Genomic DNA, 25320 nt, shown 5'->3' on the forward strand with positions numbered 1-25320 from the left:
CCGTCGAGCGTCCCGCCGCCCCCACCACAATCTCCGCACCGGAAGGACCGTCATGCCCCGCCTCACCCGGCTCACGCCCGACACAGCGGTCGGCGCCTCGCGCGAACTCCTCACCGAGCTGGTCTCCCGTCACGGCCGGATCGGCGACATGGTCTCCACGATGGCGCACTCACCCGCCGTTCTGGGCGGCTATCTCCAGCTCAGCCGGTCCATGGGACGGGCCAAACTCGACCGTGGGACCAGCGAACGGATCTCGATCGCCCTCCAGGTACAGCAGGGCTGCGGGCTGTGTCTCGACGCGCATGTCAGCGCCGCCCGCGCGAGAGGAGTGGACGAGGAGGAGATCGAGCGGGCCCGTGCGGGCACCTCGGCCGATCCCGCGATCGCGGCGATCATCGCCCTCGCCCTCCAGATCTACCGCGAGCCGACGTCGATCACCGACGAACAGGTCATCGCGTTGCGCGAGCACGGCTACAGCGACCGCGCGATAGCCGACGTCGTCGGCGTCGTCGCACTCAACATCCTCACCGGCTCCTTCAACCTGCTCGCCGGCCTCGCGCCGGAGGCCGACGCCGGTGTGTAGGGACATCCCCGGCCCCCTCCGCGGGGCACGGCCTCCGCCCCGGGGCCGTGCCCCGCCGCACGGACACGGAAGGAACACGCCATGCGCCTGTTCGCCATCCGCGACTACCGCCACCTGTTCAGCGCCCAGATCATCGCCCTGTTCGGTACCGGGCTGACAACAGTGGCCCTCGGCCTGCTCGCCTACGACCTCGCCGGCCCGCGCGCCGGCACGGTCCTCGGCACCGCCCTGACCGTGAAGATGGTCATGTACGTGGTCATCGCTCCCCTCACCGCCGCCTACGTCGACCGCTTCCCCAGAAGGACCCTCCTGGTCCTCCTCGACGTGGTGCGCGCCGCGGTGGTGCTGGCACTGCCGCTCGTCACCGAGGTCTGGCACATCTACGTCCTGATCGGCCTGCTCCAAGCCGCGTCCGCGGCGTTCACCCCGACGTTCCAGGCCGTCATCCCCGATATCGTCACCGATGGGTCCGACTACACGCGCGCCCTGTCCGCCTCCCAGGTCGCCTCCACCATGGAGAGCCTGCTCAGCCCCGTACTGGCGGCGGTCGCGCTGGCGTTCATGAGCTTCGACCGGCTGTTCCTGGGCACCTCCGCCGGATTCCTCCTCTCCGCTCTGCTCGTCCTGTCGACGCGCGTCCCGGACGCCCGTCCCAGCCCCCACACCAAGGCATGGGACAAGGCGGCATCAGGAATCAGGACCTTCCTCAGGACACCGCGGCTCCGCGGCGTCCTGGCACTCAACCTGGTGGTCGCGGCGGCAGGGTCGATCGTCGTCGTCAACACCGTCAATTACGTCCGTGACGAGCTCAGCGGCTCGCAGTCGGACGTCGCGTGGATGCTCGCCGCCTCCGGCAGCGGAACCCTCCTGGCCGCCCTCGCGCTGCCCCGCGTACTCGACCGGATCGCCGCCCGCACCGTCATGGTGACCGGTGCCGGAGTCCTCGTCGCCGCCACGATCGCCGCGGTCGCCCTCACCGCGACCGGTGTGACCACCTGGCCCGGTACGGCGGTCGTCTGGGCCGTGATCGGTATCGGCATGGCGCTGATCATCACACCGACCGGCAGTGTCCTGCGGGCCTCCGTCGGACCGAACGCGATCCCCGAGACCTTCGCCGCCCAGTTCTCGCTGTCGCACCTGGCCTGGCTGATCACCTACCCCATCGCGGGATGGCTCGGTACGAACGCCGGGTTCACTCCCGCCTGGTCCGCCCTCGCGGTCCTCGCCGGGGCGGGAGCCATCGGCGCCCTCCTCCTGTGGCCACGCCACGACGGACGACAGGCCGTGACCACAACGTCGGCAGCCGGCCGGTCCGCACCCCGGGCGGAGAGGTCCGCCCTGTCCAAGGCCGCGTAGAACGCTCCGCCGGCTCGCGGCGCTCGCGCACGCGCTCTTGTTCGGTATCACCCGACAGAGCCGTGGGCGGACAGCGCGGGTCAGCGGCGCACAGCAGTCCCGGCCCCCCGATGCCGTACCCGTCCGGCCGCCGCCGCTCCCGCCGTGTCCTCGGCGGCCGACCGGGTCGCCGCTCGATGCCGCCGGTGTCCCCGCGGGACGGCCGCGTCGGCCGGGTCAGCCCCGGTGGCCCCAGTCCAGGCGGTCGGCCAGCCCCGCCGCGGTGAAGGCGGCCGTCAGGTCGTCGCGGCCCTCGGTGAAGTGGGCCCAGCTGTCGTAGTGGACGGGCACCACGCGGCGGGCGCCGAGAAGCTGAGCGGCCTCGGCGGCCTGGGCGCTGTCGAGGACGATGCACCGGCCGTCGAAGAGAACGGGGAAGCGGGGCGCGCCCGCGAAGAGGACGGCGGTGTCCACGGGGCCGAACCGTTCGGCGATCTGCCCGACCAGGCCGAGCGAGGCGTTGTCACCGCTGACGTAGACGGTGGGCAGGCCGGTGCCGGTCAGGACGAAGCCGACGACCTCGCCGGCGAACGGTTCGACCTCCTCGCGCGTCCCGGGCCCGTGAACGGCCGGCACCCCGGTCACCGTGACCGTGCCGCCGGCCGGGCGGTCCAGCTCGACGGATTCCCAGTCGGCCAGCCCCTGGGCCCTGTCCCCGAGGCGCTGTCCGCCACCGGGGGTGGTGAGGGTGAGCGGGACATCGGCGAGCAGGGCGCGTCCGGAGGCGTCGAGGTTGTCGGCGTGCTCGTCGTGGGAGAGGAGCACGACGTCGACGGGGCCGAGGTCGGCCGGGCCGACGAGGGAGGGGTGGGTCTTGGTCAGAGTCGGGCCGCCGGCCGAAGGGTAGTCGCCGGGGCCGTCGAAGGTCGGGTCGGTCAGGAAGCGCAGGCCGCCGTACTCGAAGAGAGCGGTCGGGCCGCCGAAGACGCGGACGGGAAACTGCGCGGTATTTGCGGTGGGGGAAGACATCAGAACAGACCTCACGGATAGCTTTGATTGAACCGTGAGATCACCCTAGCCAGTCATCACGGATAAGTTCAACCCCAACCGTGAGAGTCATGGATGAATGAAGCTTGTACCATGAGGGTCATGGAAGAGACCGCGCCCCCCGAATCCGGCCTGCCGCCCGCACCCGGCGCGGAGCAGTACCCCGCCCTCGCCCTCGCCAACAGCGCCGTCGCACTGCCCGGCGGGCACTACACCGACCAGCTCGGCACCCCCGCGGGCGCGAACGAGTGGCTGACCGAACGCGGCCTCGCCCCCGTCGAGATCGGGATGCGGGACATGTGCGCGACACAGCTGCGCTCCCTGCGCGAACAGATCAGGTCGCTGCTCGCCTCCCGCGTCGACGGACTGCCCGCCCTCCCCACGGCCCTGGGCGCCGTCAACGACGCACTGATCAGAGTCCCCACCGCGCCCCTGCTGCGGTGGGACGACAAGGCGGGCCCCTATCGCGCCGCCCCGCACCCCACCACACAGATCGTCGACCACGCGCTCGCGACCCTCGCCGCCGACGCCGCCGACCTGCTCACCTCCCCCGACGCCGAACGCCTCACCGCCTGCGGCTCCCCACCCTGCAACCGCTACCTGCTCCGGCACGGCCGCCGCCACTGGTGCTCCACCCGCTGCGGCGACCGCGCCCGCGCCGCCCGCGCCTACGCCCGACGCGCCAACACCCCCTCCTGACCGGACACACGACCACGAGTCACCAGCGACTCGGCGTATTCGGCACCGTCCGGCATCACAGGGTTCGCGCCCGCCCCCCACAGGGGCGGTCACCGTGCCAGGGGGCGTCGATGGCCGCCACCGCGAAGCCGTACTCCGCCGCGCAGCGCCGCGCTCGGGCCACCTGCCGGGGCAGCCGCGTGGACAGGCCGCCGTTACGGCCGATCAGGAAGTCGCCGGACCGGCCGTGCTGCCGCGCCGCCGGTCCTCGGCCTGGGCGACGACCCGGGCCAGGGCGGTGAGCCCTCGTCCGGCGACCGGGTCCGGCCGGACGGAGGACGCGCCACCCCCGCCCGCGTCCTCCCCGCCTGCCCTGAGCCGGTACTCCCGCGGCGGGACCCCGTACTCGGCGCGGAAGCGCCGCGAGAGGTGGTAGGGGCTGGCATAGCCGCAACTGTGGGCCACCGCGGCCAGCGTCAGGTTGGAGCGGGCCAGCAGTTCGGCGACCCGCGACAGCCGGACCACCTCGAAGGCCTTCACCGGCCCCTCGCCGAACCGTTGCCGGAACACCCGGCCCAGCTGGCGTTCCGAGAGTCCGGCGGCCGCGGCGAGCTGTTCGAGCCGCACCACTCCGGGGCTGCCGTCCCGGCACCATTGGGCGGCCACCGCCTCCGCCGCGTCCAGCACCGGGGCAGGCAACCGGAGATCCTCCGGGGTACCGGGCAGTGGCCCGTCCAGCATGATCTCCAGCAGCAGCTCCAGCGCCCGGCCCGCCCGCTCCGGCCATTCCGACGGACCCGAGCCGGGGGTCAGAGCCAGCAGGTACTGGGCAAGGGCACGCAGCGGATCGTGATCTGTCAGCTCCCGCAGCAGTGGCCGGGGGCCGATCCGGCCGGCGAGGTCCGGATCGGTTATGCGGAAGTGCAGATAGCCGTGGCGGGTGGGGCCGTGCCGGGACCAGTCGAAGACGTCCGGCGGACCGGGCGGCAGCAACAGCAGGCGCCCCGGTTCCAGGCCGACCCGGACAGGGCCGCGCCGCCACTCCGCGCCACCGCTCAGCACCCACACCAGCTCCCATTCGGCCAGCCGTCGCGGACCGAAGGAGGCTCCGGGCGGATAGTCGGCCAGTCCGCCGAAGAGCACCGTGACCCGGGACTCGTCGCGGTGGTGGTCGAGGGGTGCGGTCGCTGCGGGCGGCATGCGCCGATTGTGTCAGGCGCGGTGGCGTCGCGCGGGGCTCCATGTCCGGATCGGTCATCCCCAAGGCGCGACGGGGCATGGATCTCGGCCCCCGGCCATCGGATGCTGCTGTGTATGACAACAGCTTTCCGCGACCAGCACCTCGCGCCTCCCGAATCCAGCGCCCACTCCGGCTCCTGTGCCGATCCGGCCCGCTACGACCTGTCGCACTACGCCGAGAACGGCTTCGCCGTGCTCCCCGATGTCCTGGACGAGGACGGCATCCGCGAGCTGCGTGCCGAGGCGGCAGCCGTCTGCCGCGGAGAGCGCGGACCGCTGCCCGGAGTTCCTGAGAAGAGGATGGAGACGCGGCTGTCCGACGCCGCCTCCGGCCCCCGGACCCCGGAGGAGCGCGACGCGGACACCATGCGGGACTTCCTCTGCATCCACCAGCCGCACAAGGTCTCGTCCGTCCTGCGCTCCGCCCTCTCCCTCCCGGCTGTGGTCTCCGCTCTCACCGGCGTGATCGGGCCGGACGTCAAGGCCATGCAGTCGATGCTGTTCATCAAGTCCGAGGGGAAGCCCGGCCAGGCCTGGCACCAGGACGAGTACTTCATACCCACCCGGGACGGCTCCCTGACCGCCGCCTGGATCGCGCTGGACGACGCCACCGTCCGCAACGGGTGCCTCTGGGTGCTGCCCGGCTCCCACCGACGCGGCGTCATCCACCCGGCCCGCGCACAGCAGGACGCCCGCTTCGACTGCTCCGACGAGGCGTACGGCTTCCCCTACCAGGAGGAGGACGCGGTCCCCGTGGAGGTGCCCGCCGGCACCGTCGTACTCTTCAACGGCTATCTGCTGCACCGCTCGCTGCCCAACTCGGCCGAGCGGGGCTTCCGCCGGGCCCTGGTCAACCACTACATGTCCGCCTCGTCGCTGCTGCCCTGGGGCGCCCTGCCCGAGGGGGAATGGGTGGCCAGGCACGACTACCGGGACATCGTGCTCGTCGCCGGCAGCGATCCGTACGCCTGGAAGGGCACGGAGGACCTCACGACCGCCCATGTCCGCCCCAGCGGTGAAGGCGGGTGCGGGACCTGACGGTATGAACGCCGTGCGGGGAATCCAGGAATCCATGGATGCCCGGAACGCGCCGACGGTGGTGCGGCCATGTCGGACCGCCGCGTCGGCCGCGCCAGGAGCCGCCACGACCGGTTCGCATCGGCCTCGGCCCCGGGGCATCCACCGAGTCCCGGGCGAACGTGCTGTCGGCTCCCGGGACCGCAACCAGGTCCCGGGAGCCGACGGCTGTCCGGGCGCGGCGGACCGGTGACGCACCGCTAGAGCGCCACCACCCAGCCGCCGTCGACCGTCAGCGTATGGCCGGTGACGTACGCGGACGCCTCCGAAGCCAGGTAGACCACGGCACCACCGAGATCACCGGGTTCACCGATGCGCCCGAGCGGGATGTGGGTGTCCACGAGCCGGTGTTCCTCCGCCTGATCGGGCAGGAGGTCCGTGGTCATGGCGGTACGCATGTAGCCGGGTGCGATGGCATTGACCCTGATGCCGTACCGCCCCCATTCGTAGGCCATGTTCTTGGTGACCTGGACAACGGCGGCTTTGGACGCGTCGTACACGGAGGAGCGTTCACCGTCGACCACGAGGCCGCCGATGGAAGCGAGGTTGATGATCCGTCCGCCTCCGCGCTCCCGCATGACGCGCGCCGCGCGTTGCGCGGTGAAGTAGGTGCCGCGCAGATTGACGGAGAGCGTGGTGTCGAACTCTCCGAAGGTGGCCTCCAGCGCGCTGTTGCGCAAGGAGACGCCCGCGTTGTTCACCAGGACGTCCGGGCTGTCCCCGCAGGCCTCCAAAGCGTCGAACGCGGCATCGATGCTGCTCGGTTCCGCGGCGTCGAGTGTCAGCGGGGAACAGTCGATCGCCTGCTCCCTGAGGGACGCGCACGTCTCCTCGGCAGCCTCGGGGTCGAGGTCGGAGACGATGACTCGGGCGCCCGCCGTGCCCAGTGCGAGGCACTGGGCACGGCCCAGTCCGCCGGCGGCACCGGTGACGAGGGCGGTCTGTCCGGCCAGTGAGAAGCAGCTGAACGGGGCGACGGAGGGGAGGGCGGTGTGATCGGCCGGCATGGAGGCACTCCTCGCTTGGGACCGGGCGAGACGGTGGCAGCCGGCTACAGCCCGTAGTCGGTCAGGATCCGCACGACCTTCTGGGAGTCGTGCAGTACGTGGTCACGGATGTGCGCGGAAGCGGCCTCGGTGTCCTGCCGGATGATGGCCTCGGCCAGCGGTCGGTGGTCGACGGCGGTACCGCCGGGAGACTTCACGACCTTCGAGCAGAAGTACCACTGCCGCAGCGCGAGGTTGAAGTGGATCTCGGCGGTGGCCGACAGGTCCTCGTTGCGGGTCATCGCGTACATCGCCCGGTGGAACGTGGCGTCCAGGTCGATGCACTCCTGGAGGTCGGTGGTCTCCGCCTGCTGCTCGGCGAGGGCCAGCAGGTGCTGTTTCTCCGCGTCCGATCCCCTTCGGCAGGCCAGGGTCGCGGCGAGCCCCTCAAGTTCCAGCCGTAGCTCGGTCACGGACCGGGAGTTCTTGAGGGCGATGTCGGTGGCGTAGGTTCCGCTGCGGGGGTAGACCACCACGAGCCGCTCGAAGGTGAGCCGTCTGATCGCCTCGCGCACGGGCGTCGTCCCGAAGCCGAGGCTGCTGCGCAGTTCCGGCTCGCTGAGTCGTTCCCCGGGCATGATCTCGCAGAGCACGAGGCGCGAGCACAGGGTGTTGTAGGCCGAGGCGCTGAGCAGATTCGGAGCGGATGCCTCGCCGTCGGCCGTTGAATCGCCGACGACTGTTACAGAACGCACCGGGCGACCTCTCATTGTGGGGGCGTCAACGGCAGGACCATTGACGCCGTGGGCAGTTGACTGTGAGCAGGCTACGCGTTCACCACTGGGGCGGCGCCGGACGCCCCTGGGTCCGCGAGCAGATCGTCGATCACGGTGGATATGCCGTTCTCGACCGTGCAGGCGTAGTCGCCCACGGAGTATTCCCCGCCGAGGACTTCCACGAGCTTGAGCTCGACGCCGTTCACGGCGAGGGCCGAGGACAGCTCGACCTCCGCCGGGCCGAAGGTCTTGTGCTTCAGGACGAAGTCCTTGGAGGTGTCGCGCGAGATGATCTCGAAGGTCTTGAAACCCGGCCCGTTCGCCTCGGGGAGCGCGTGGACCTGAAGGTGCGGATACAGCCGCATGTCCGACCAGGAATCAGCGGCGTACCCGTCCTGCGCCGACATCGCGATGCGGAAGATCCGGGAGCCCGCGCGTGTGACCGTCCCGCGGGCGCCGCTCTCGTCGTCCGTCAGCTCGATCTCGGCGTACTGCTTGGGGTATCCCCAGACCTCGCGGCCGAAGGCCACACTCCAGGGCTGGTCCTCGAACTCGAAGAAGTAGGTCACCGCCGTCGTGTCCTTGTAGCGGACCGGGATGACGACTCCGGAATCGTAGAAGGCGCCCGCGGTCGCGTTGCCGAAGTCCGCGATCTGGACGACGAACCGGTCGTCGGCCGGCTCGAAGGGCGTCGGCTCCAGCAGGGAGGCGAGGTTCGCGGCGTCTCCCCGGCAGTAGACCGAGAGCGTGCGAAGGTCCTGCGACCAGTACGGCTGGTCGCCGCCGGGGTAGCCGAGGTACGTGAAGAAGTTCTTCACATCGTAGTTCTGAGACATCGTCAACTCCTGTATGGGATAGGGCTCTTGGTTCGATCTCGGTGGTCCGGTACAGGTGTCCCGCAGGCCTCCGGCCCGGGGAGGGAACGCGGCGGCACGGCGGAGCCTGCCGCAGGGGGGACTAGTTTCTTCCCGCTTCGTGAATCCGCCGGAGGAACGTCTTCAGTTCGGGTGTGCGCGGCTCGCTGAAGATCTGTTCGGGCGGCCCCTGCTCAAGGATGGTTCCCTTGTGCAGGAAGCAGAGCTGGGACGAGATCTCCCTGGCGAAGGGCAGCTCATGCGTGGTCATCATCATGGTGATGCCGTCGTCCGCCAGTTCACGTACCAGGTTGAGCACCTCGATCACCAGCTCCGGGTCGAGGGCCGAGGTGATCTCGTCCAGCAGCAGGACCTCGGGGCGCATCAGCATGGCCCGCGCGATCGCCACGCGCTGCTGCTGTCCGCCCGAGAGCTGTTCGGGATAGGCATCCGCTTTGTCCTTGAGCCCCACACGTTCGAGCATGACGCGTGCGTCGGCTTCCGCCTGGGCCTTCGAGGACACTCCGGCACGGACCGGAGTGAGGGTGCAGTTCCGCAGGACCGTCATGTGCGGGAAGAGGTTGAAGCTCTGGAACACGATGCCGACCTTGCGACGCAGCCTGACCAGATCGACCCCGTCGCCGGAGACGACATCGCCGTTGAGCAGGATCTGTCCGCCCTGAATCGCTTCGAGTCCGTTGACGCAGCGCAGGAGGGTCGACTTCCCCGACCCGGACGCGCCGATGAGGGTGACGACCTCGTTGCGTTCGACGCCGAGATCGACACGATCGAGGACCGTGGTGTCGCCGTACTTCTTGGTGACCTGCTCCAGGGCCACGTGTGCGGTTGTCGTCATGGTTCAGGCTCTCTTCAGCTTTGTCCCGGAACGGGCCAGCAGGTAGTCGACGAAGCGGGTCTGCGGGATGGTGACGAGAACGAAGACGAAGCACACGGCGGTCACCGCGGAGAGGTTGAAGTCGTTGGCGGAGTAGATCTTCGCCTGGCTGAAGGCGTCGATGATGCCGACGACGATGACCAGCGCCGTGTCCTTCTGCAGCCCGATGAACTGGCTGAGCATGGGGGCGGCGATGTTCCGGGACATCTGCGGCAGGATGACGAACCTGAGCACGTCCGGCTGCGAGAGACCCATGGAGAGCGCCGCCGAGGTCTGCCCCTGGTTGATGGACTCGATGCCGGCGCGGTAGAGCTCGGCGTTGTAGGCGCTGTAGGTGAGCGCCAGGGCGGCGATGGCGTAGACGATCGGATCGCCCTCGCTGAGTACGGGCACCTCGGTCAGGGGAAGTCCGAAGCAGACCAGGTAGATCAGCACCACGGACGGGATGCCGCGGAACACGTCGATGTACGCGATCGCCAGCACCCGAACCGGCCAGAAACCCTTGCCCGGCAGCAGCCGTGCCACGGCGAGAGCCAGCCCGAAGAGCATGGCCAGGATCTGCGCGCCGACAGCGATCTCGATGTTGATGACGAGAGCCTTGAAGACGTCTCCCAGGCTCTCCGTCATGAACGGCACGTTGAAGAAGGTCTTCTGCACCGCGCCGTCGTTCGTGAGGACGAGCAGGCCGGCGACTGCCACGACGGCGACGAAACCCGTCAGGCCCAACGAGGACACCGATGCGTTCCTGGAACGGGCGGCCGCGACGCGCGACTCGGTGTAGCGCCCGGCCTCCCACTCCTCGTCCGAGAGCCTGTTGCGCTGGTAGGCCAGCAGGAGCGGGCAGCCGAGGACGATCACCGGCAGCACGACTCCGAACACGAGCCGGGGCAGCTGTCCGGAAGTCAGGGTTCCGGCGAACTGGTGGCACAGCACAACGGTCAGCAGTGCGAGCACCGCGGCCCCGCCGAGGTACCCGGAGGTACGCAGCGGGCGAGCCGGGACGAAGGTCTCTTCGTCGGGCGCGGGTCTGTCCGTGGACTCCTTGTGGAGCGTTCGGGCAGCCATGGTCAGGCGCTCCAGTCGGGGAGTGCCTGCGGGTCGCCGCCGAGGATCGGGTTGAGCCACTTATCCATGATCGACTTCAGCGTGCCGTCCTTCTCCATGTCGGCGAGGATCTCGTTCACCACCTCGACGTTCGGCGATCCCTTGGGGAACAGCGGGGCGACATCGCCGCCGACCGGGTACCTGCCGATGACTTCGAGCTTTCCGTCGGACTTGGCGGCGCGCGGCATGACGGTCGCGGTGTCGTTCAGCGCGGCGTCGAGCTGACCGGCGAGCAGGGCGTTGAAGAGGTCGTCGTTGGAGCTGAACACCCGGACATGCTTGGGCTTCAGGGTGTCGTTGGCGAACTTCAGCTGGAGCGATCCGGCCAGGACGCCGACAGTCGCGTTCTTGATGGTGGACGGGGAGAGTCCCGAACCGCTCTTGGCGAGGACACCGGTCTCGTAGGTGTTGTAGCGGGTCGAGAAGTCGACGGCCCTGCGCCGTTCCGGAGTGACGAGGATGTCCCACACCGCGAAGTCGAAGTTCGACGACTTGGCTGTCACCAGCGCCTCGAAGGAGGCGTTGACCAGGGTGATCTTCTTCAGGCCCGCCCGGTTGGCGATCTCCGCGTCGAGGCAGTACATGTAGCCGCCGTCGACGGTGTCCAAGGTGTTGCCCCGGTATCCCGCGGGGAAGGGCAGCGAGGCGGCGACGGTGAGTTCACCCGCCTTCTTCGTCTTCAGCTCGTGGATCTGAGGGCTCTTGGTGACCTCGCAGTCTCCGAACGGTTTCGCCCGGTGCGCGGAGCCCGCCCCGGTCCCGCCGGAACAGGCTGTGAGCAGGGCGAGGACGGTGGCAATGCCCACTGCGCCGCTGATTCTCAGTGACTTCTTCATGTGCGACCTCTAGGGAGAATGACCTCGGAGTACGAGGAGAGGAGCAGCCCGAGTCCACGCCATGCACTGCCGCGCGAACCCTGGAACATCATTGATATTTCAGTGATGTGGGACGCACCTTATACGCGAGGGCGTGTTTTTGGCCATACCTTTGGCGCACGGAGATATCCGGCCTGCGGCAACGGCGGGCGGGCAGGCTCCGTACGAGAACGGCACCGGCAACGGCGCACGGTGCCCGACAGGTGTCGCGCCCGGTCGGCGTTCCGTCCCGCGCGAGGGCGATACCGGCGCGCGCTTCGGATCCGCGCCTCTTCGGCAGCCGGCAGGCTCGGCGGCGGACGTCGGCGGGGACGGCGGGCAGGGGCGGTTCGGCCGGTCAGTGTGTCCGCCCGGAGACTGACCGACCACGACAGGCCGTCGAAGCTCCAACCGATCGACAGCAGTTGACGGCACCAGTGACGCAGGCAGCGCGGGAGACGTCCCGCGGACGGCGTTCGCCGGCGCCGTGCCCGCGTTGGCCGACCGCGACGGCTCGGCACCCGGAGGTCAGGCGCCGGGCCATCGCCTCCCGCCCACCGGAGCAGCCGGCCCGACCGTGCGGCAGCACAACGGACGCGCCCGGCCCCGCCCGCCCCGGTCCCGGCACACCGGTCGCACGCCGTCTCACGTCACCGTTCTGTCGGACCGAGCCGTGCGAATCTCCGGGAGCCCGACGCCGGCCTCGCCCATCTCCCGGGGTCCCAGGTGCTGTGCGAGGGAGGGCGTGGAGCCCTTGGCCGTTACGTCGAGCGAACCGAAAGCCGGGACAACGGCTCGGGGCATCGTCATGGGCACGGCCAGGGAGGATGTGGGAGAACACGAAGAACCCGCCGCGACCGACTCCCCCGGGTACCGCGCGACGCCCTCGTCGAGTCGGGTGTGGAATGGACGGTATGAGTTCACAGGACGACGGACACGAAGCGCGGCTCGCGGCACCCGAGGTCAATGTCGAGCCCGATGGGCGCCTGACCGTTCCCGCGGAACACGTCACCGCGCTCCTGCGGTCCATCGCCCGCTCCTGGCAAGCCGGCGCGCACGACGGCATCCCCGTACTGGACACGGAGGACGGCCCAGGAATCAGCCTGGAGCCCGTGACCGTCCGCTCCCTCGCCGACGTCCTCGACAACATCGCCAACCAACTCGACGTCCAGTACATCCACATCACCACCCACACCACACACACCGAGTGACAACACCGGCGGAACGGCCGGCCGGGCGGGCAGGGCAGGGGCAGGGGCAGCCTCAGGCATCCGAGCACGCGTCCCCACGGGCAGCCGAGGCCGGTGACCGAAGGCGCGCCGCGTGTGCGCCGCGCTTCACCCGTCGGCACTCAGGGACTCAGGCACTCAGGGACTCAGGCCCGCGCGGCCCGTTCCTGTTCGTTGGCACGGCGCAGGACCCACGGAGGCACCCTGGGAGCAGGCCGCCGGGCCGGTCCGCCGCTCCGCCCCCATCACGGTTCGCGTGATCATCAACGGGTGGATCTCACCCATGCTCACCCCAGGGCGTACCGGGCGATCCATTCATGGTCTGGACCTATTGACGCATTGGTCCAGACCTTCTACGTTGTGGGGCGTCCTGGCCGAAGGCGGCACCCGGTCCGCGGTCCGGCTCCGCCTCGCACACCCGCCTGCCTTCGTCCGGTCACCCGCAGGCGCAAGCGCACGGTTCATCTCACCCCTGTACCACCCCACCACCACAGGGAGAACCATGTTCCACAGGCGCAGACCATTTTCCGGACAGAGACCGCTTCCCGGTACGAGGGCAGCGGCACATCCGCACCGCTCCGGCAGCGCACGACGGCTGCGGCGACGCTTCGCGGTCCTCGGCACCGCCCTGCTGCTGCCGCTCGCGGGGCTCACCGCCCTCGCGGCACCCGCCCACGCGGCCGGTACCCTGACCGCGTCCTTCACCACGCAGGACAACGGCTCCTGGTGGAAAGGGACGTACATCGTCCGCAACACCGGCACGGCCGCGGTCAACGGCTGGACCCTGGAGTTCAACCTGCCGGCCGGGGTGACTCTGTCCGGCAACTACAACGGCGAAGTGACCGTCTCCGGCAGCCATGTGACCGTCAAGAACGCCTTCTACAACGCCAACGTCGCGGCCGGCGGCAGCACCGAGCCGTACAGCTACTGGTTCACGGCGAACGGCACCCCAGGCACCCCGACCGGCTGCACGATCAACGGCGACAAGTGCGACGGCAGCCCCGACGTCCCCCCGACCGCCCCCGGAACGCCGAAGGCCACCGCGATCACCGCGCGCACGGTCTCGCTGAGCTGGGCCGCGGCCGGCGGCGGCGACCACCCCGTGGCCGGGTACGAGGTGCTCAGCGGCACGGAAACGGTCGCCGCGGTGACCGGAACCTCCGCGACCGTCAGCGGCCTGACTCCGGCAACCGACCACACCTTCACCGTCCGGGCCAAGGACACCCGCGGCAACGTCGGGCCCGCCAGTGGCCCGCTGTCGGTCAAGACGGTGGACCCGGCGACCGACCCGACGCCGCCGACAGCGCCGGGCAATCTCCGATCCACCGGTAGAACCGCCTCCACCGTCGGCCTGGCGTGGGACAAGTCCACCGACAACGTCGCCGTGGCCGCCTACGACGTCTACCGCGGCGGCACGCTGGTCAAGTCCGTCGGCGCGGATACCCTGACCGCCACCGTGGAGGGGCTCTCCCCGGCCACCCCGTACACCTTCACGGTCAAGGCCCGGGACACCGCCGACAACCCGTCGCCCGCCACCGACGCCCTGACCGTCACCACCGACGACGTGGCCGGGGCGGGCAAGCAGCTCAAGGTCGGCTACTACGCGCAGTGGGGCATCTACGGACGCCAGTACTTCGTGAAGAACCTCGACACCTCCGGCGCCGCGGCCAAGCTGGACGTCATCAATTACTCGTTCGAGAACATCGACCCGAAGAACCTGACCTGCCAGGCGGGTGTGACCAAGGGTGTCTCCGCCGACCCGCAGGACCCGGACGAGGGCACCGGCGCCGGTGACGCGGACGCCGACTACGCACGCCCCATGTCCGCCGCCCAGTCCGTGGACGGTGTCGCGGACGACGGCTGGGGCAAACTGCGCGGCAACTTCAACCAGTTGAAGAAGCTGAAGGCCAAGTATCCCAAGCTGAAGGTCGTCGTGTCGCTCGGCGGGTGGACGTACTCGAAGTTCTTCTCGGACGCCGCCGCCACGCAGCAGTCCCGGGAGAAGTTCGTCAAGTCCTGCATCGACGTGTGGATCAAGGGTGACCTGCCTCTCTACAACGGCGCGGGCGGGCCGGGCACCGGGGCCGGCATCTTCGACGGCATCGACATCGACTGGGAGTGGCCGGGCTCCGAGGGCCACCCGGGCAACCACTACGGCCCGCAGGACAAGAACAACCTGACCGCCCTGCTCGCGGAATTCCGCCGGCAGCTCGACGCGCTCGGCGGCGAGCACAAGCTGCTCACCGCGTTCACCCCGGCCGACCCGGCGAAGATCGAGGCCGGCTGGGACCTCAGCCGCATCTTCGAGTCCCTCGACTACGCCAACGTGCAGGGCTACGACTTCCACGGTGCGGGCAGCGACAACTCCTGGGAGCCGAACCGCACCGGCCACGCGTCCAACCTCTACACGGACGAACAGGACCCGTACTCGTTCCACTTCAGCGTCGAGAACGCCATCAACGCCTACCTCGGCGCCGGGGTCAACCCCCGCAAGCTGACCGTGGGCTTCCCCTTCTACGGGCGCGGCTGGCAGGGCGTCGCCGAAGGCGGCGTCAACGGTGAGTGGCAGAGCGCGAACGGCGCCGCACCCGGCCAGTTCGACACCGAAGCCGGCGTCAGGGGCTACAACAACCTGATCACCAGCTTCCCGAACATGACCATCCGTCATGACGAGCAGTCCGTGTCGACGTACGGCTACACCGGGACCAACGGCCAGTGGTGGTCCTTCGACGACACCTGGTCCATCGCCAGGAAGACCGCCTGGGTCAAGTCCAAGGGACTGCTGGGCGGCTTCGTCTGGGAGATGTCCGGCGACACCCCGAACGGTCAGCTGATGACCGCGCTGGACAGCGGGCTGAAGTAATGGAGTGACGCGGCACGGCCCGGATCCCGCCGGGCCGTGCACCGGACCCGGGCGCGGTCGACGGACTCCCGCCCGGGTCGTTCCCCACTCACCCCCGCCCGGCGATCCGGTCCACGGCTCGCGCTCAGGGCCCGGCATTCCGACGCACCGCGCCTCCGTTCGCGTCCCGTCACGTCACGGCGTGACACGGCGTGACACGTCACGGCGGCCGACGCGCACCGTCAGATCCGATACCCAACAGGGCCAGCAGGCCCCCCCCGGCCGCCGCCACATCGCGAGCGCCCGCCTCCGCCGTCTGCCTCCGTGGGCCAAGACTGGGGCCAAGGCTGGGGCCGGGGCTGGGGAGCCCGCGCCGGTTTCTCCTGGTCATCGTGCTCGTACGCAGCGGCAGACAGCCCGCCGGCTCAGGAGCCGGGACGGCAGGAGCGCCTGTGGCAGCCGGTGCGAACGATCAGCCCGCAGGCTTCGATGCAGGACGTCCGGCGGGTCATGCCGCTCTCGTCCCGCACTTCTGCTCCTGGCGGTGAGCAAGCCGCCGGAGCTCGACCCGGGCCGCGGGGGTACGCCCGGACGGGGTGGACCAGAACGGATGCCACAGAATCCTGGCGGACAGGTCCAGGAGGCGGCGACGCAGGGCGGTGGTGTGGCGGGATCGCGGCGCGGCGAGCTGCCGGTAGGTGGCGAGCCACTCACGCTGGGCCCGGACCAGATCATCGGGGAAGGGAAAGGTCATACTTCGATTAGATCACCTGTTCGATTTTAGATGCGACTCGATTCGGGGCACTCCGCCCGAACGGATGACGCTCCCGGCAGGCCGATGACTGCCTGATCGCATGACCGAGCCACCGTGGCGACAGGTGTACGGAAACGACCGCGACGGCCCCGTCCCGACGACCCGGCCAGTGGGACCGGATGGGCGACGTGCCGTGGCCACAGGCCTCCGACGGGAATGCCGGGCCCGCCGGCTGCGCGGGCCGTCGCGGGTCTCGCTGTTCCTCTGCGGCCACAGCGGCTGGTCGGCACCGTACCGGTCCAGCAGGGGCACGGTCCTGGTCGCCACGGTGAACCGGATTTCCGCAGCTCCGGTCAGGGCGAGCCGGGGCGCCACGAGTGCGCTGTCGCCCCTGCTGCGGGTGCCCCGGAGTGTCAGAGCGCACGCTGGTAGCGGAGTTCGGAGAGCGTGATCTCATCGTAGACGTCGTCCTGAACCGCACCGTCGGCTTGATAGCCCGCCCGCTCGTAGAAGCGCCTGGCCTGGTGGTTGTCACCGAGAACCCACAAGGCCGACGCCTCGAAACCGTGGCTCTTCATCTGGGTGTGAGCCTCGTCCAGGAGCCTCCGGCCGATGCCCCGGCCGATCAGGTCCGGCAAGACGTACAGGGCGTAGACCTCACCCATCCGCTGCACGCCGGGCACCTCGCTACGGCACGGCCCGAAGCAGATCCACCCCACCGGACCCCGGTCATCGAGCGCCACGAGGTCTCGCGACTTCCGGCGGGGTCGAGAGAGCAACCGCCGCCGCTGGTCGGCATCGCCCTCGACCGTCATCGCGTCCAAGTACGCCTGGGGGACGATGCCGGCGTACGCCGTCTGCCACCCCTTGACCCTGATCGTCGAGACGGCATCGACATCAGCCCCATCCATGTGTCGCACACGCACCATCGCGCCACCGTAGGGCCACAGGGCCTCGGACCGAACCGCCTCATCCCGCTGCCACTGCCGTCCGGCTCTTCTCGCAGGCACGTCGGCGCGGCAGGGGGAAGCCATGATCACTTCATTCTCACGCGACGGCATCCGGGGCTCGCCGACGGTGGCTGTGGAGCAAGTGGATGACCCCGCCGCGATCGGCATGCCCCTCAGCCGGGGCAGTGGGGGCGGATCGTTCCGGATGGACCGCGGGAGATCGCGCGAGCGTTGCCGCCATCGGCTCGCGGGTGGCCGCGAGGCGGTGGGTTCGCGAACGGCGACAGGCTCACCACCGCGGGCGGGTGATTCCGGTATCAGGGTCGGGCTCTTGGGGCGGCGGCACCCGTGTCACCCACCGCGCGGACCGAGAGTGCCGGCCGCTTCTCCTCTCCCCCATGATGCGCGTCGCTGGATGCCCAAGGCGCGGCCCCGTACCTGCTCGGGAGGCAGTTGGCAGAGAACAGGAATTAAGGCGCATGTCCCGTCGGTAGCTCTTCAGAGGGACATGCCCCGCGTGCAGGCTTGGGAGGCGTTCCCGAGGGCCATTCCTCCCCATGAGCCTGTCGGCCCGGGAGGCGCTGCGGCGGACAATGCCGGGGCGCCTCCCCGCTCTCGCGCCTCGTGCCCTGTCGGGACGTCCCGACCGCCGACGGGCCGTGTCGGGCCGGTGGACTGCTGGGAGAGTCCGGAATCCACACGGGAGTTGACCATGCGACACACGATTCGGGTCCTGCTGGCCGCCGTCACGGCCACCAGTGCCGTCCTGCTCACCGCGACCACCGCCTCGGCGAGCGAGTACCCCGTCCAGGCCGAGGGCCAGAGCCGCGGATACGGCGGGGCCGACGACAACGGTCTGCGGGTGTATGCCTGCGACACCTTCGCCGACAACTGGGGTGTACGCACCCACTACACGTACCAGAACAGCACCGGGGGCACCGCCACCCGCACCATCGACGACGCGAACGGTGTCACGGCCGGCTGCGGCGAACAGAACATGGCCGCGTCCGCACCCGCCCTCAGCTATCAGGTCTGCACCGGCAGGGCCGGAGCAGACACCGCCTGCGGCCCCTGGTTCCGCCTCTGACAACCCGTTCCCTTCCGAACGCCCGGCAGCCGTGGAGTCGGTTGCCGGGTGGTACGGAGAACTGCTCCAGCACCCGATCGGGTTAGGGCGCTGGACCTTGCTGGTATGCCCGCCCCGCAAGCGCCCGATCGGGTTTCGGCCCTCAGCCGGTGTTTGTGTCGGCGTCGGATACGTCGTCGCTCTTCGTGGGCGGGACCACGGTCGGCGGATCGCCCGCCTTGGCCTTCCGCCTCGCCCCCCCTTTTTTGCCGGGCCTTCTCCTCCTCGGCGGCGGCTTCCGCCAGGGCGTCCGGACGCCCTCGTCCAGGTGCATCCCGGCGGCATCGTGGTAGGTCCGGGCGGTGGTGGAGTCCACGCCGGGCAGGGACACGTCCGCCTCGCCCCGCTTCGCCGCGCCTCGCCGCTTCGGCGATCGAGGCCCTCCAGCAGGGCCTCGAAGACCCCGGAGTCACGCTACTGATCACGCCCTCGAACTGCTGCCGCACCCGCTCGGAATACGGGCCTTACCTGCCGATCGGCAGGTAAGGCCCGATGAACTACCGCTCCACGACCGCCAGTTGCGCTTGCGTAAGGCATCAAGGTGTACCCGTCCAGGCGTCGCCGGAATGGCAGAACCCGCAGATCGTTCACGACTCAATACGCGCCCCTAGTTGGAGCGCGTATCCATGCTGCTCCGAGCTCTGACAGACGAGCGATGACGCGTCTCCGGCCCGGGAAGTGGACCGGCCCTTCCGGCAGGGTGGTGCTGGGGCGAGGGCAACGGGACCATGGGGGCAGCGGGCGGTAACCCCAGGCGACGATTCGTGGCGCGGGGTACGGGGACGAGCATGAGGTGGGGCCATGCGTAGCTATACCAGTGTGTTGATCGGCAAACTGGTTTTCGCCACGGTCTGCTGCTTCCCGGTCCCCCTGGCCCTCATCGTGGGATATGCCGCCTGGGACGAGGGGGAGGACTGGGCCTGGATCGCGCTCCTCATCGGACTGGTCGGCTCGGTCTTGATCCCTGTCATGGCCCTCAAAGACGCGCGGAGGCAATTCCCCCGGATCACGCGCAGGGACCGGGTGAAGCACGAGAGCGTCTCCTACGGGGACGACACCTTCGTGATGTGGGCGCCACGGTCCGAACAAGGCTCGACACAGGCGCGGTTGGCGCGGGCGGATGTCCTGGAAGCGTCACTCGTACGGTACAGCCCCGACGGCGAGGCGACCTTCACGACCTGCTTCGGCGACTACGCCCCCGACGAGTTCACGCCGTTGATCAGGCTGAAGCTGCGGGTGCATCACGCCGAGGAGCCCGATGGGGCTGATGAATCCGCCTGGTTCGAGATCACGGACGAGTGGCGGGTACCGTCCCTGTGTCTGTCGGCGGTCACGGCGGGCCGCCTGGCCGTCCTCGTCGACCCGGCCACTCCTGGTAGCCGCGCCGATCCGAAGGCTCCACGCAAGGTCACCCCGCATTGGCCCCGCAGCGCCCTGATGGCGGGCACGAGAACCAGCAGAATGATCGACCTTGAGGGCCGGTGGACCGATGCGACCCGGCGCCCCGGCCGGCTACTGCAACAGATGCGGATCGCCCGGGAAGCCGGTGGTATCGAGATGGTCGGCGACACGATCGACCTCCGGCGCCTGGACGCGCACACGGCGGCGCGTTACACCGCCTTGATCGCCCGGGACCGCGATCTCCCCGAGGACCGGGCGCCGGTGACCGAGCCGGGCGAGGAGTCCCGGTGGATCGTGGACCACCTCCCGGGTGAGTCGGCGGCGTTCGGCTCGGTCGGCAGCCGATGGTCGCGCCGCGGTGGCGTTCTGGTGCGTGCCCGGTTCCTGCACATGCGCGTCACGCACACCTTCCAGGGCCACGGCCCGGTCCTCGACACGGTGCTGCGTATCCGTCCCGCGGACGGGACACCCCCGTTCGACGCCGCCCGGCGGCTGACAGTGCCGATGGACTACCTCGCGGTCCTGCACCGCACCAGGGAGGCCGTCCTCCACGCCGACCCGAACGGCAGGTCGTACGTCATCGACTGGGCCCGCACCAACCTCCTCGCCGGCACCACCGCGGCCAAGATCATCGCCCCCGACGGTCAGGAACTCCCCTTGACGGGACGCCCTGACGCGATCTGGGCCTTGATGAACCTGCTGGCATCCCACGGCCTCTCGAACCCGACTCCTGTCCTGGACCTCCGCAAGCGCCGGTTGAGCGCGGTGGCGGGGATGTTGCTGGAAGTGGTGCGGGGCACGGGGACGGAGGCGAACGCAACCCGGCTCTAACGAGCTCCCGAATCCGCCGATACATCTCCGTCCTCCTGTCCTGGGCGCTTTCGGCCGCCCGGACGCGAGGCAGCGGTGTCCTCCAGGCTCCCTCTGCTGACCAGCGGCAATGTCGAGTGCCGACCGATTGCCACAGCCTGGGCGTGGACGGTGAAGATCTTCACGAGACGCTCCCGTCGGTGGTGGTGACAGTGGGAGAAGCCGTGGTGACGGCGACCGCGTTCGCGCCGACGATCACCAGCATGGCGAGCCAGGCCGCCGCGTCGAGGTGCTGGCCGAGTACGACGAGACCGATCAGTGCGGCGAAGACCGGATTGACGCTCATGAAGACGCCGAAGAACCGCGTGGGCACTCGCCGCAGTGCCAGCAGATCCGCCAGGAAGGGCACGGCGGAGGACAGCACGCCGGCCGCCAGCGCGCAGGCCATGGCGACCGCGGTCGGGGGACGCAGCCACAACGCCAGGACGCCGACGGGAATGTAGAGCGCACCCGAGACCGCGGCGGCGGCAGCCGAACCCTCCAGTCCGGGCAGGCGGTGGCCGACGACTCGGTTGAGGAGGATGTAGCTGCCCCAGCACACCGCGGCGAGCAGAGCCAGGGCGATGCCCACGTAGTCGGTGGAGGGCGAGGGACGGGCCAGGACGACCACCGCACCCGCGGCGGCCACCGCGCACAAGGCGTCGACGCGGCGGCGCGAGCCGGCGAGGGCCACAGCGAGCGGGCCGAGGAACTCCAGCGTGACGGCCAGCCCGAGCCCGATCCGGTCGATGGCCATGTACAAGGACAGGTTCATCGCGGCGAACACCAAAGCGAGCCCCAGGACCGGCCGCCACTGTGCCGCGGTGAACGACCCCAGCCGTGGCCTGCCGACCGCCCACAGCACCGCGGCGGCAATCCACTGGCGGACGGCCACCACACCCACCGGGCCGATCACCGGGAACGCCAGCGCCGCCACCGACGCTCCGGCCTGGTTGGACAGGCCGCTGCCCAGCATCAGCGCCACCCCGGTCAGGCGCTTGCCGTCCTGGCCGGTGCCACCGCTGTGGGCGGCGCCGGAAACACGTCCGGCACCCTCGTGAGAATTCTCCAGCACCATGCCCTTCACCGTGGTCCCCGCGCAGCAATACGCAAAATGCATCCACCAGGCCATTGATACGCTGAGCGTATGGAAGAGCGACGATGGAACACCGCCGACCTGGAGCTCAAACACCTGCGCTGCCTGGTTGCCATCGTCGACACAGGTAGCTTCACCGACGCAGGCCTTGAACTGGGCATCTCCCAGGCGGCTGTCTCCCGCAACCTGCGCGCCCTGGAGCAGTTCCTCGGCGTGCGGCTGCTGCACCGCACCAGCCGCACGGTCGCGCCCACGTCCGCGGGCGTGCGGGCCCTCGCGCGCGCACGCGTCCTGCTCGCCGGCGCCCACGATCTCGTCGCGGAGGCGACCGGCGGACATGCCCGGCTCCATATCGGCCACGCCTGGTCCGCCTTCGGCTCCCACACCACCGAGTTCCAGCGCCGCTGGCACGAGAGCCACCCCGAGATCGAGCTCCGGCTCGTCCGTCACAACTCCCCCACCGGCGGGCTGGCCGAAGGGATGTGCGATCTGGCTGTCGTCCGCGCCCCACTCGATCTGAAGCCCTGGTCGCATGCCCTGGTGGGCCACGAGCACCGCGTCGTCGCGCTCGCCTCCGACGACCCCTGGGCCCGTCGGCGCAGCGTCCGCCTGGACGAGATCCCGGCCCGCACCCTCGTCATCGACCGACGCACCGGCACCACCACTCTGGACTTGTGGCCCGCAGACGAATGCCCCGACGTCGAGTACACCCACGACATCGACGACTGGCTCGCCGCCATCGCCACCAGCCGCAGTGTCGGCGTCACCCCCCGGGCCACCGCCGCCCAGTACCGCCGCGACGGCATCACCTACCGCCCCCTGCGCAATGCCTCCCCTGTCCCCGTCCACCTCATCTGGCGACGTCAGGACCCCCACCCCGCCACCCACGCCGCCGTCGCACTCGCCCTCGACCTCTACCACGGGAAGGGCAGGCCCCCGAGCTTGCGGACATGAGTCGGTGCGAAAAGCCCTCCGGAGTCCCGGAAACGATCGAGCCCACCGGTCAGCGGTTGGGCAAGACCCGGGAATCACATGTTGCGCGAGGTACGTCGGGTGAACCGGGCGGAACAGCACTGCACAGAGACCCCGGGCATCATCCCGCCCGGGGTCTCGTGCTGTCGTTCCCATGTCCGGCTACGAATCCATGGAACTGACAGGGGTCAGCGTCGCGAGCGGGCAAGGGTCGGCGGATCAGCGCGGTCCTCGGCCTGTGTGACCGGGCGGACGGGGAGCGGTGCTCAGTTGAAGACCAGGACGTCGGTGCGCATCGGCAGTGGGCTGCTCCAGCCGATGTTGATCTTGAACGTCACCAGTCCGTTGCTGGGTGCGATGCTCGACACCTGGAACGGCGCCCCACCGACGAACCGGTTCCCGTTGCCGTCGATCTCGGAGGCCGTGATGACGACCGTCGAGTTGATCCCGATGACATTCCAGGGGAGCTGGAGGTTGAACGTTCCGTTCCCCGGGGTCCACGTCCACCACGCCCGCCACACGGCGCCGACGTTGCCGCCGATCGCCGCGAGGCCCTGGTCCCTGTCGGCGGCCTGCGAACTACTCGCGATCCGCGGCACCTCAGTGGCGGAAGACTCGACTGCGGCCATGACTTTTCCTCTCACGCCGGGAGCCCCCATGAGCCCCCTCGAATACTTCGAGTGTCCGCCCATGCGCACAGCGTAACAATCACTCGGGCGAGTGAACCTCCGGCGCGCCTCCGTGCAACTCGCGCCCACATCGTTCGCGTTCGGCATCAGGGGGACCGTGATCGCCACCTACGCCCGGCTCCGGCCCGCCCGTTCGCCGACCACCGGTCTCCGGCGGCCCTGGGAGAAACCCGCTCCGCCGGACAAGCTCACGCCCACTCGGGTCCGCAAGGAATTCAGGAACCTGCGCACGAAGACCGGCTCCCCGGCCTGTGCACCGAAACCCTCACGGCCGGCCACCGGAAGGCCGGCAGGCTCGAAGAACCCCGCCCGGCCACCCGGCACGAAGCGGCCCGCTTCCTCGCTACTGCCAGGCGTACAGCCGGCCCGCTGACCACAGGAAGGGCACCCCGCCCAGGCGAACCGTCACGGAGCTACCGGATCAGACGCCCTAAGGGCGAGTAGCGGCGGCAGCGATGCCGGACTCCCGAAGTGCGCGGGCCAGGTGTTCCATCTCGGGAAGCGTCCCTGAGTAGTCACCGTCCAGCACACGGCGCAGCACAGCCTTGGCGTTCTTCAGGTCAATACCGAGCTCAGCCCGCAGCACACGCATGATGGCGACGCTCTTCGTCGGTGTACTGCCCACCTGAAGCCTCGCGGCTCCATGCTCGGAGAGCATCTGCTCCCGCCGCTCGGCCGGCACGTCGCCACCGCACACGGCTACCGCGAATCCACAGGCGGAACAGGCCAATTCAACGTCCCATCGCAACTGGCCGCCCACCAGTGTCTGAACTCCCCAGCACTCCAGCTCCGCACCGCAGTCCTGGCACTCGGCGGAGTACCTGACGGATTCGAGAACCGCCTGTTCCATCCCTACCCCCCAACGAAGACGAGGCTGAACGACAAGCTCAAGGACAACACGTTGGACAGCGCACCGTCACGCATGGGTATCGACCTGGACGCCCGTACGGCCGTGATCCAGGCCGAGGGCACGGTGGCCTCCCGGCGCTGACCTTTCCCCCAGGGCCGGTTGCAGCAAACCGTCCGTGTGTACAGCCTGGAATGAGGTCACGGAGTCCGTGTCGCCTTCTTGAACACTTCGAACACGGCCAGGTAGTTCTTGCCGCTGTAGCCCTCGGCAATCGCCTGCTCGGCGATCACCTGCATCAGCCGCGGCTGATCGGAGTGGATGCCCTGCTCCACGCAGGTGCGGGTGATGTGCTCAAGCGCGTTGAGGTTCATCTCCATGGTGCCCAGGTCGCCGGGATAGTTGCCGCTGTCCAGGTCGGGAGCCTGCTCGGTGAGGGTTGAGTCCATCACCGAGGGCATGAACCAGCCGAGTGCGAGTTCGGCGAACGTGACGGCCGATACGTTCGCCGTCCCGACCAGCGCCGTGGCGTGCAGGAAGCCGTTCATGGTCGTGTACATCATGTTGAGCAGTGCCGCGTTGTACAGCACCGACAGGCCGGGGTCGGAGCCGAGGTACCGGGGGTCGCCCATGCTCGCCAGCGTCGTCCGGTGCGCGTCGAAGACATCGCGTGACCCGCTGTAGAGGAAGACGGACTCGGGGTGCCCGACAAGGGGCGGCGGCACCATGATCGCGCCGTCCAGGTAGTCGGCCCCCCGCTCGGTTGCCCAGCCGGCCGCGGCATGCGCCTCACTCGGGGTACCGGAGTTGAGGTTGACCAGTACGCGGCCCCTCAAGGCGTCACCAGCGGAGCCGAGAACCGCGTACATGGTCTCGTAGTCCTTGAGACACATGATCGTGACAGGACTCGCGTACACCGCCTCAGCGATGGTCTCCGCGCGGTGGGCGCCCTTGGTGACGAGGGTGTCGGCTTTCTCCGGAGTGCGGTTCCAGACGGTTGTGGGGTGGCCGTGTTCCAGAAGTGTCCCGGCGAGGGCCAGGCCCATGGGCCCGAGGCCGACGACGGTGACGGACTGGTGCTGCGGGCTTGCTGATTGCTGGTTCGTCATGCGGAATAGACTGCTGTCTCACATCAAT

23 protein-coding genes and 2 pseudogenes are annotated in these 25320 nt (G+C 69.5%); 10 read left to right on the forward strand and 15 right to left on the reverse strand.

Translation table 11 applies throughout. From position 1 onward, the window contains the following. Positions 1–52 precede the first annotated feature (52 nt). Together ABT170_RS26160 and ABT170_RS26165 are read left to right on the forward strand one after the other, a co-directional pair. Positions 53–583, forward strand: a complete 531-nt coding sequence (locus ABT170_RS26160; RefSeq protein WP_329943625.1) for a carboxymuconolactone decarboxylase family protein — start codon at positions 53–55, stop codon at positions 581–583. 81 nt (positions 584–664) lie between these two features. After that, positions 665–1939 carry an MFS transporter gene (locus ABT170_RS26165; protein WP_351871260.1) on the forward strand — a complete coding sequence of 425 codons (1275 nt, stop codon included), beginning with the start codon at positions 665–667 and terminating at the stop codon, positions 1937–1939. A 216-nt stretch (positions 1940–2155) separates the two neighbouring features. Here ABT170_RS26165 and ABT170_RS26170 read toward each other — a convergent pair whose 3' ends face one another. Further along, the gene (locus ABT170_RS26170) at positions 2156–2947 is read right to left on the reverse strand and encodes an MBL fold metallo-hydrolase (protein ID WP_351871263.1); all 792 of its coding nucleotides are present in this window, start codon (positions 2945–2947) and stop codon (positions 2156–2158) included. A 111-nt stretch (positions 2948–3058) separates the two neighbouring features. Here ABT170_RS26170 and ABT170_RS26175 point away from each other — a divergent pair, with 111 nt between their 5' ends. Further along, positions 3059–3664 (forward strand): CGNR zinc finger domain-containing protein, encoded by a 606-nt coding sequence (locus ABT170_RS26175; RefSeq protein ID WP_351871266.1) that lies wholly within the window; start codon positions 3059–3061, stop codon positions 3662–3664. 204 nt (positions 3665–3868) lie between these two features. On the opposite strand, the gene ABT170_RS26180 is transcribed toward ABT170_RS26175, so the two are convergent. Further along, the gene (locus ABT170_RS26180) at positions 3869–4843 is read right to left on the reverse strand and encodes a helix-turn-helix transcriptional regulator (protein WP_351871269.1); all 975 of its coding nucleotides are present in this window, start codon (positions 4841–4843) and stop codon (positions 3869–3871) included. A 114-nt stretch (positions 4844–4957) separates the two neighbouring features. Here ABT170_RS26180 and ABT170_RS26185 point away from each other — a divergent pair, with 114 nt between their 5' ends. Further along, entirely contained in the window at positions 4958–5920 is a 963-nt protein-coding gene (locus ABT170_RS26185; RefSeq protein ID WP_351871272.1) for a phytanoyl-CoA dioxygenase family protein, read from the forward strand. 239 nt (positions 5921–6159) lie between these two features. On the opposite strand, the gene ABT170_RS26190 is transcribed toward ABT170_RS26185, so the two are convergent. The 6 genes from ABT170_RS26190 to ABT170_RS26215 all read right to left on the reverse strand — a co-directional run bounded on the left by ABT170_RS26190 (position 6160) and on the right by ABT170_RS26215 (position 11410). After that, on the reverse strand, positions 6160–6966 hold the full coding sequence (locus tag ABT170_RS26190; RefSeq protein WP_329943619.1) for an SDR family NAD(P)-dependent oxidoreductase: 807 nt from the start codon (positions 6964–6966) through the stop codon (positions 6160–6162). 44 nt (positions 6967–7010) lie between these two features. After that, the gene (locus tag ABT170_RS26195; protein WP_351871275.1) at positions 7011–7700 is read right to left on the reverse strand and encodes a GntR family transcriptional regulator; all 690 of its coding nucleotides are present in this window, start codon (positions 7698–7700) and stop codon (positions 7011–7013) included. A gap of 71 nt (positions 7701–7771) precedes the next feature. After that, complete coding sequence (locus ABT170_RS26200) at positions 7772–8557, reverse strand: acetoacetate decarboxylase family protein (protein WP_329943617.1); 786 nt, start codon at positions 8555–8557, stop codon at positions 7772–7774. 121 nt (positions 8558–8678) lie between these two features. Continuing rightward, entirely contained in the window at positions 8679–9431 is a 753-nt protein-coding gene (locus ABT170_RS26205) for an amino acid ABC transporter ATP-binding protein (protein ID WP_329943616.1), read from the reverse strand. 3 nt (positions 9432–9434) lie between these two features. Beyond that, the gene (locus tag ABT170_RS26210; protein ID WP_351871279.1) at positions 9435–10535 is read right to left on the reverse strand and encodes an amino acid ABC transporter permease; all 1101 of its coding nucleotides are present in this window, start codon (positions 10533–10535) and stop codon (positions 9435–9437) included. Between the two features lie 2 nt (positions 10536–10537). Next, on the reverse strand, positions 10538–11410 hold the full coding sequence (locus ABT170_RS26215) for an ABC transporter substrate-binding protein (protein WP_329943614.1): 873 nt from the start codon (positions 11408–11410) through the stop codon (positions 10538–10540). Positions 11411–12342: 932 nt separating this feature from the next. Here ABT170_RS26215 and ABT170_RS26220 point away from each other — a divergent pair. Together ABT170_RS26220 and ABT170_RS26225 are read left to right on the forward strand one after the other, a co-directional pair. Then, the gene (locus ABT170_RS26220; RefSeq protein WP_351871282.1) at positions 12343–12639 is read left to right on the forward strand and encodes a hypothetical protein; all 297 of its coding nucleotides are present in this window, start codon (positions 12343–12345) and stop codon (positions 12637–12639) included. 520 nt (positions 12640–13159) lie between these two features. Next, positions 13160–15520 carry a glycosyl hydrolase family 18 protein gene (locus tag ABT170_RS26225; RefSeq protein WP_351871285.1) on the forward strand — a complete coding sequence of 787 codons (2361 nt, stop codon included), beginning with the start codon at positions 13160–13162 and terminating at the stop codon, positions 15518–15520. 487 nt (positions 15521–16007) lie between these two features. On the opposite strand, the gene ABT170_RS26230 is transcribed toward ABT170_RS26225, so the two are convergent. Both ABT170_RS26230 and ABT170_RS26235 read right to left on the reverse strand, forming a co-directional pair. Next, the gene (locus ABT170_RS26230) at positions 16008–16253 is read right to left on the reverse strand and encodes a DUF8825 domain-containing protein (RefSeq protein ID WP_329943611.1); all 246 of its coding nucleotides are present in this window, start codon (positions 16251–16253) and stop codon (positions 16008–16010) included. A gap of 413 nt (positions 16254–16666) precedes the next feature. Next, positions 16667–17182: a GNAT family N-acetyltransferase gene (locus tag ABT170_RS26235; protein ID WP_351871288.1), complete on the reverse strand. Its 516-nt coding sequence runs from the start codon at positions 17180–17182 to the stop codon at positions 16667–16669. A gap of 733 nt (positions 17183–17915) precedes the next feature. On the opposite strand from ABT170_RS26235, the gene ABT170_RS26240 reads away from it, so the two are divergent. Further along, entirely contained in the window at positions 17916–18290 is a 375-nt protein-coding gene (locus ABT170_RS26240) for a hypothetical protein (RefSeq protein ID WP_329943609.1), read from the forward strand. Between the two features lie 93 nt (positions 18291–18383). Here ABT170_RS26240 and ABT170_RS40630 read toward each other — a convergent pair. Beyond that, a pseudogene (locus ABT170_RS40630) lies at positions 18384–18823 on the reverse strand (hypothetical protein); the annotation flags it as partial. 307 nt (positions 18824–19130) lie between these two features. Here ABT170_RS40630 and ABT170_RS26250 point away from each other — a divergent pair. Continuing rightward, complete coding sequence (locus ABT170_RS26250) at positions 19131–20561, forward strand: hypothetical protein (RefSeq protein ID WP_351871294.1); 1431 nt, start codon at positions 19131–19133, stop codon at positions 20559–20561. Positions 20562–20721: 160 nt separating this feature from the next. Here ABT170_RS26250 and ABT170_RS26255 read toward each other — a convergent pair whose 3' ends face one another. Beyond that, positions 20722–21555 carry an EamA family transporter gene (locus ABT170_RS26255; protein WP_351871424.1) on the reverse strand — a complete coding sequence of 278 codons (834 nt, stop codon included), beginning with the start codon at positions 21553–21555 and terminating at the stop codon, positions 20722–20724. Positions 21556–21726: 171 nt separating this feature from the next. Here ABT170_RS26255 and ABT170_RS26260 point away from each other — a divergent pair, with 171 nt between their 5' ends. After that, on the forward strand, positions 21727–22629 hold the full coding sequence (locus tag ABT170_RS26260; RefSeq protein WP_329943606.1) for a LysR family transcriptional regulator: 903 nt from the start codon (positions 21727–21729) through the stop codon (positions 22627–22629). A gap of 284 nt (positions 22630–22913) precedes the next feature. Here ABT170_RS26260 and ABT170_RS26265 read toward each other — a convergent pair whose 3' ends face one another. Then, positions 22914–23276 carry a hypothetical protein gene (locus ABT170_RS26265; protein WP_329943605.1) on the reverse strand — a complete coding sequence of 121 codons (363 nt, stop codon included), beginning with the start codon at positions 23274–23276 and terminating at the stop codon, positions 22914–22916. A gap of 157 nt (positions 23277–23433) precedes the next feature. Here ABT170_RS26265 and ABT170_RS26270 point away from each other — a divergent pair. Then, positions 23434–23770 (forward strand): annotated as a pseudogene (locus tag ABT170_RS26270) (NF041680 family putative transposase); the annotation flags it as partial. On the opposite strand, the gene ABT170_RS26275 reads toward ABT170_RS26270, so the two are convergent. Beyond that, on the reverse strand, positions 23767–24186 hold the full coding sequence (locus tag ABT170_RS26275) for a hypothetical protein (protein WP_351871297.1): 420 nt from the start codon (positions 24184–24186) through the stop codon (positions 23767–23769). The pseudogene ABT170_RS26270 and the gene ABT170_RS26275 sit on opposite strands and share 4 nt — an antisense overlap. A gap of 197 nt (positions 24187–24383) precedes the next feature. Further along, a complete protein-coding gene (locus ABT170_RS26280) occupies positions 24384–25292 on the reverse strand; it encodes an NAD(P)-dependent oxidoreductase (protein ID WP_351871300.1) in 909 nt (302 codons plus the stop codon). Positions 25293–25320 lie beyond the last annotated feature (28 nt).

Source organism: Streptomyces sp. NPDC001787 (assembly GCF_040297465.1).
Lineage (GTDB): Bacteria > Actinomycetota > Actinomycetes > Streptomycetales > Streptomycetaceae > Streptomyces.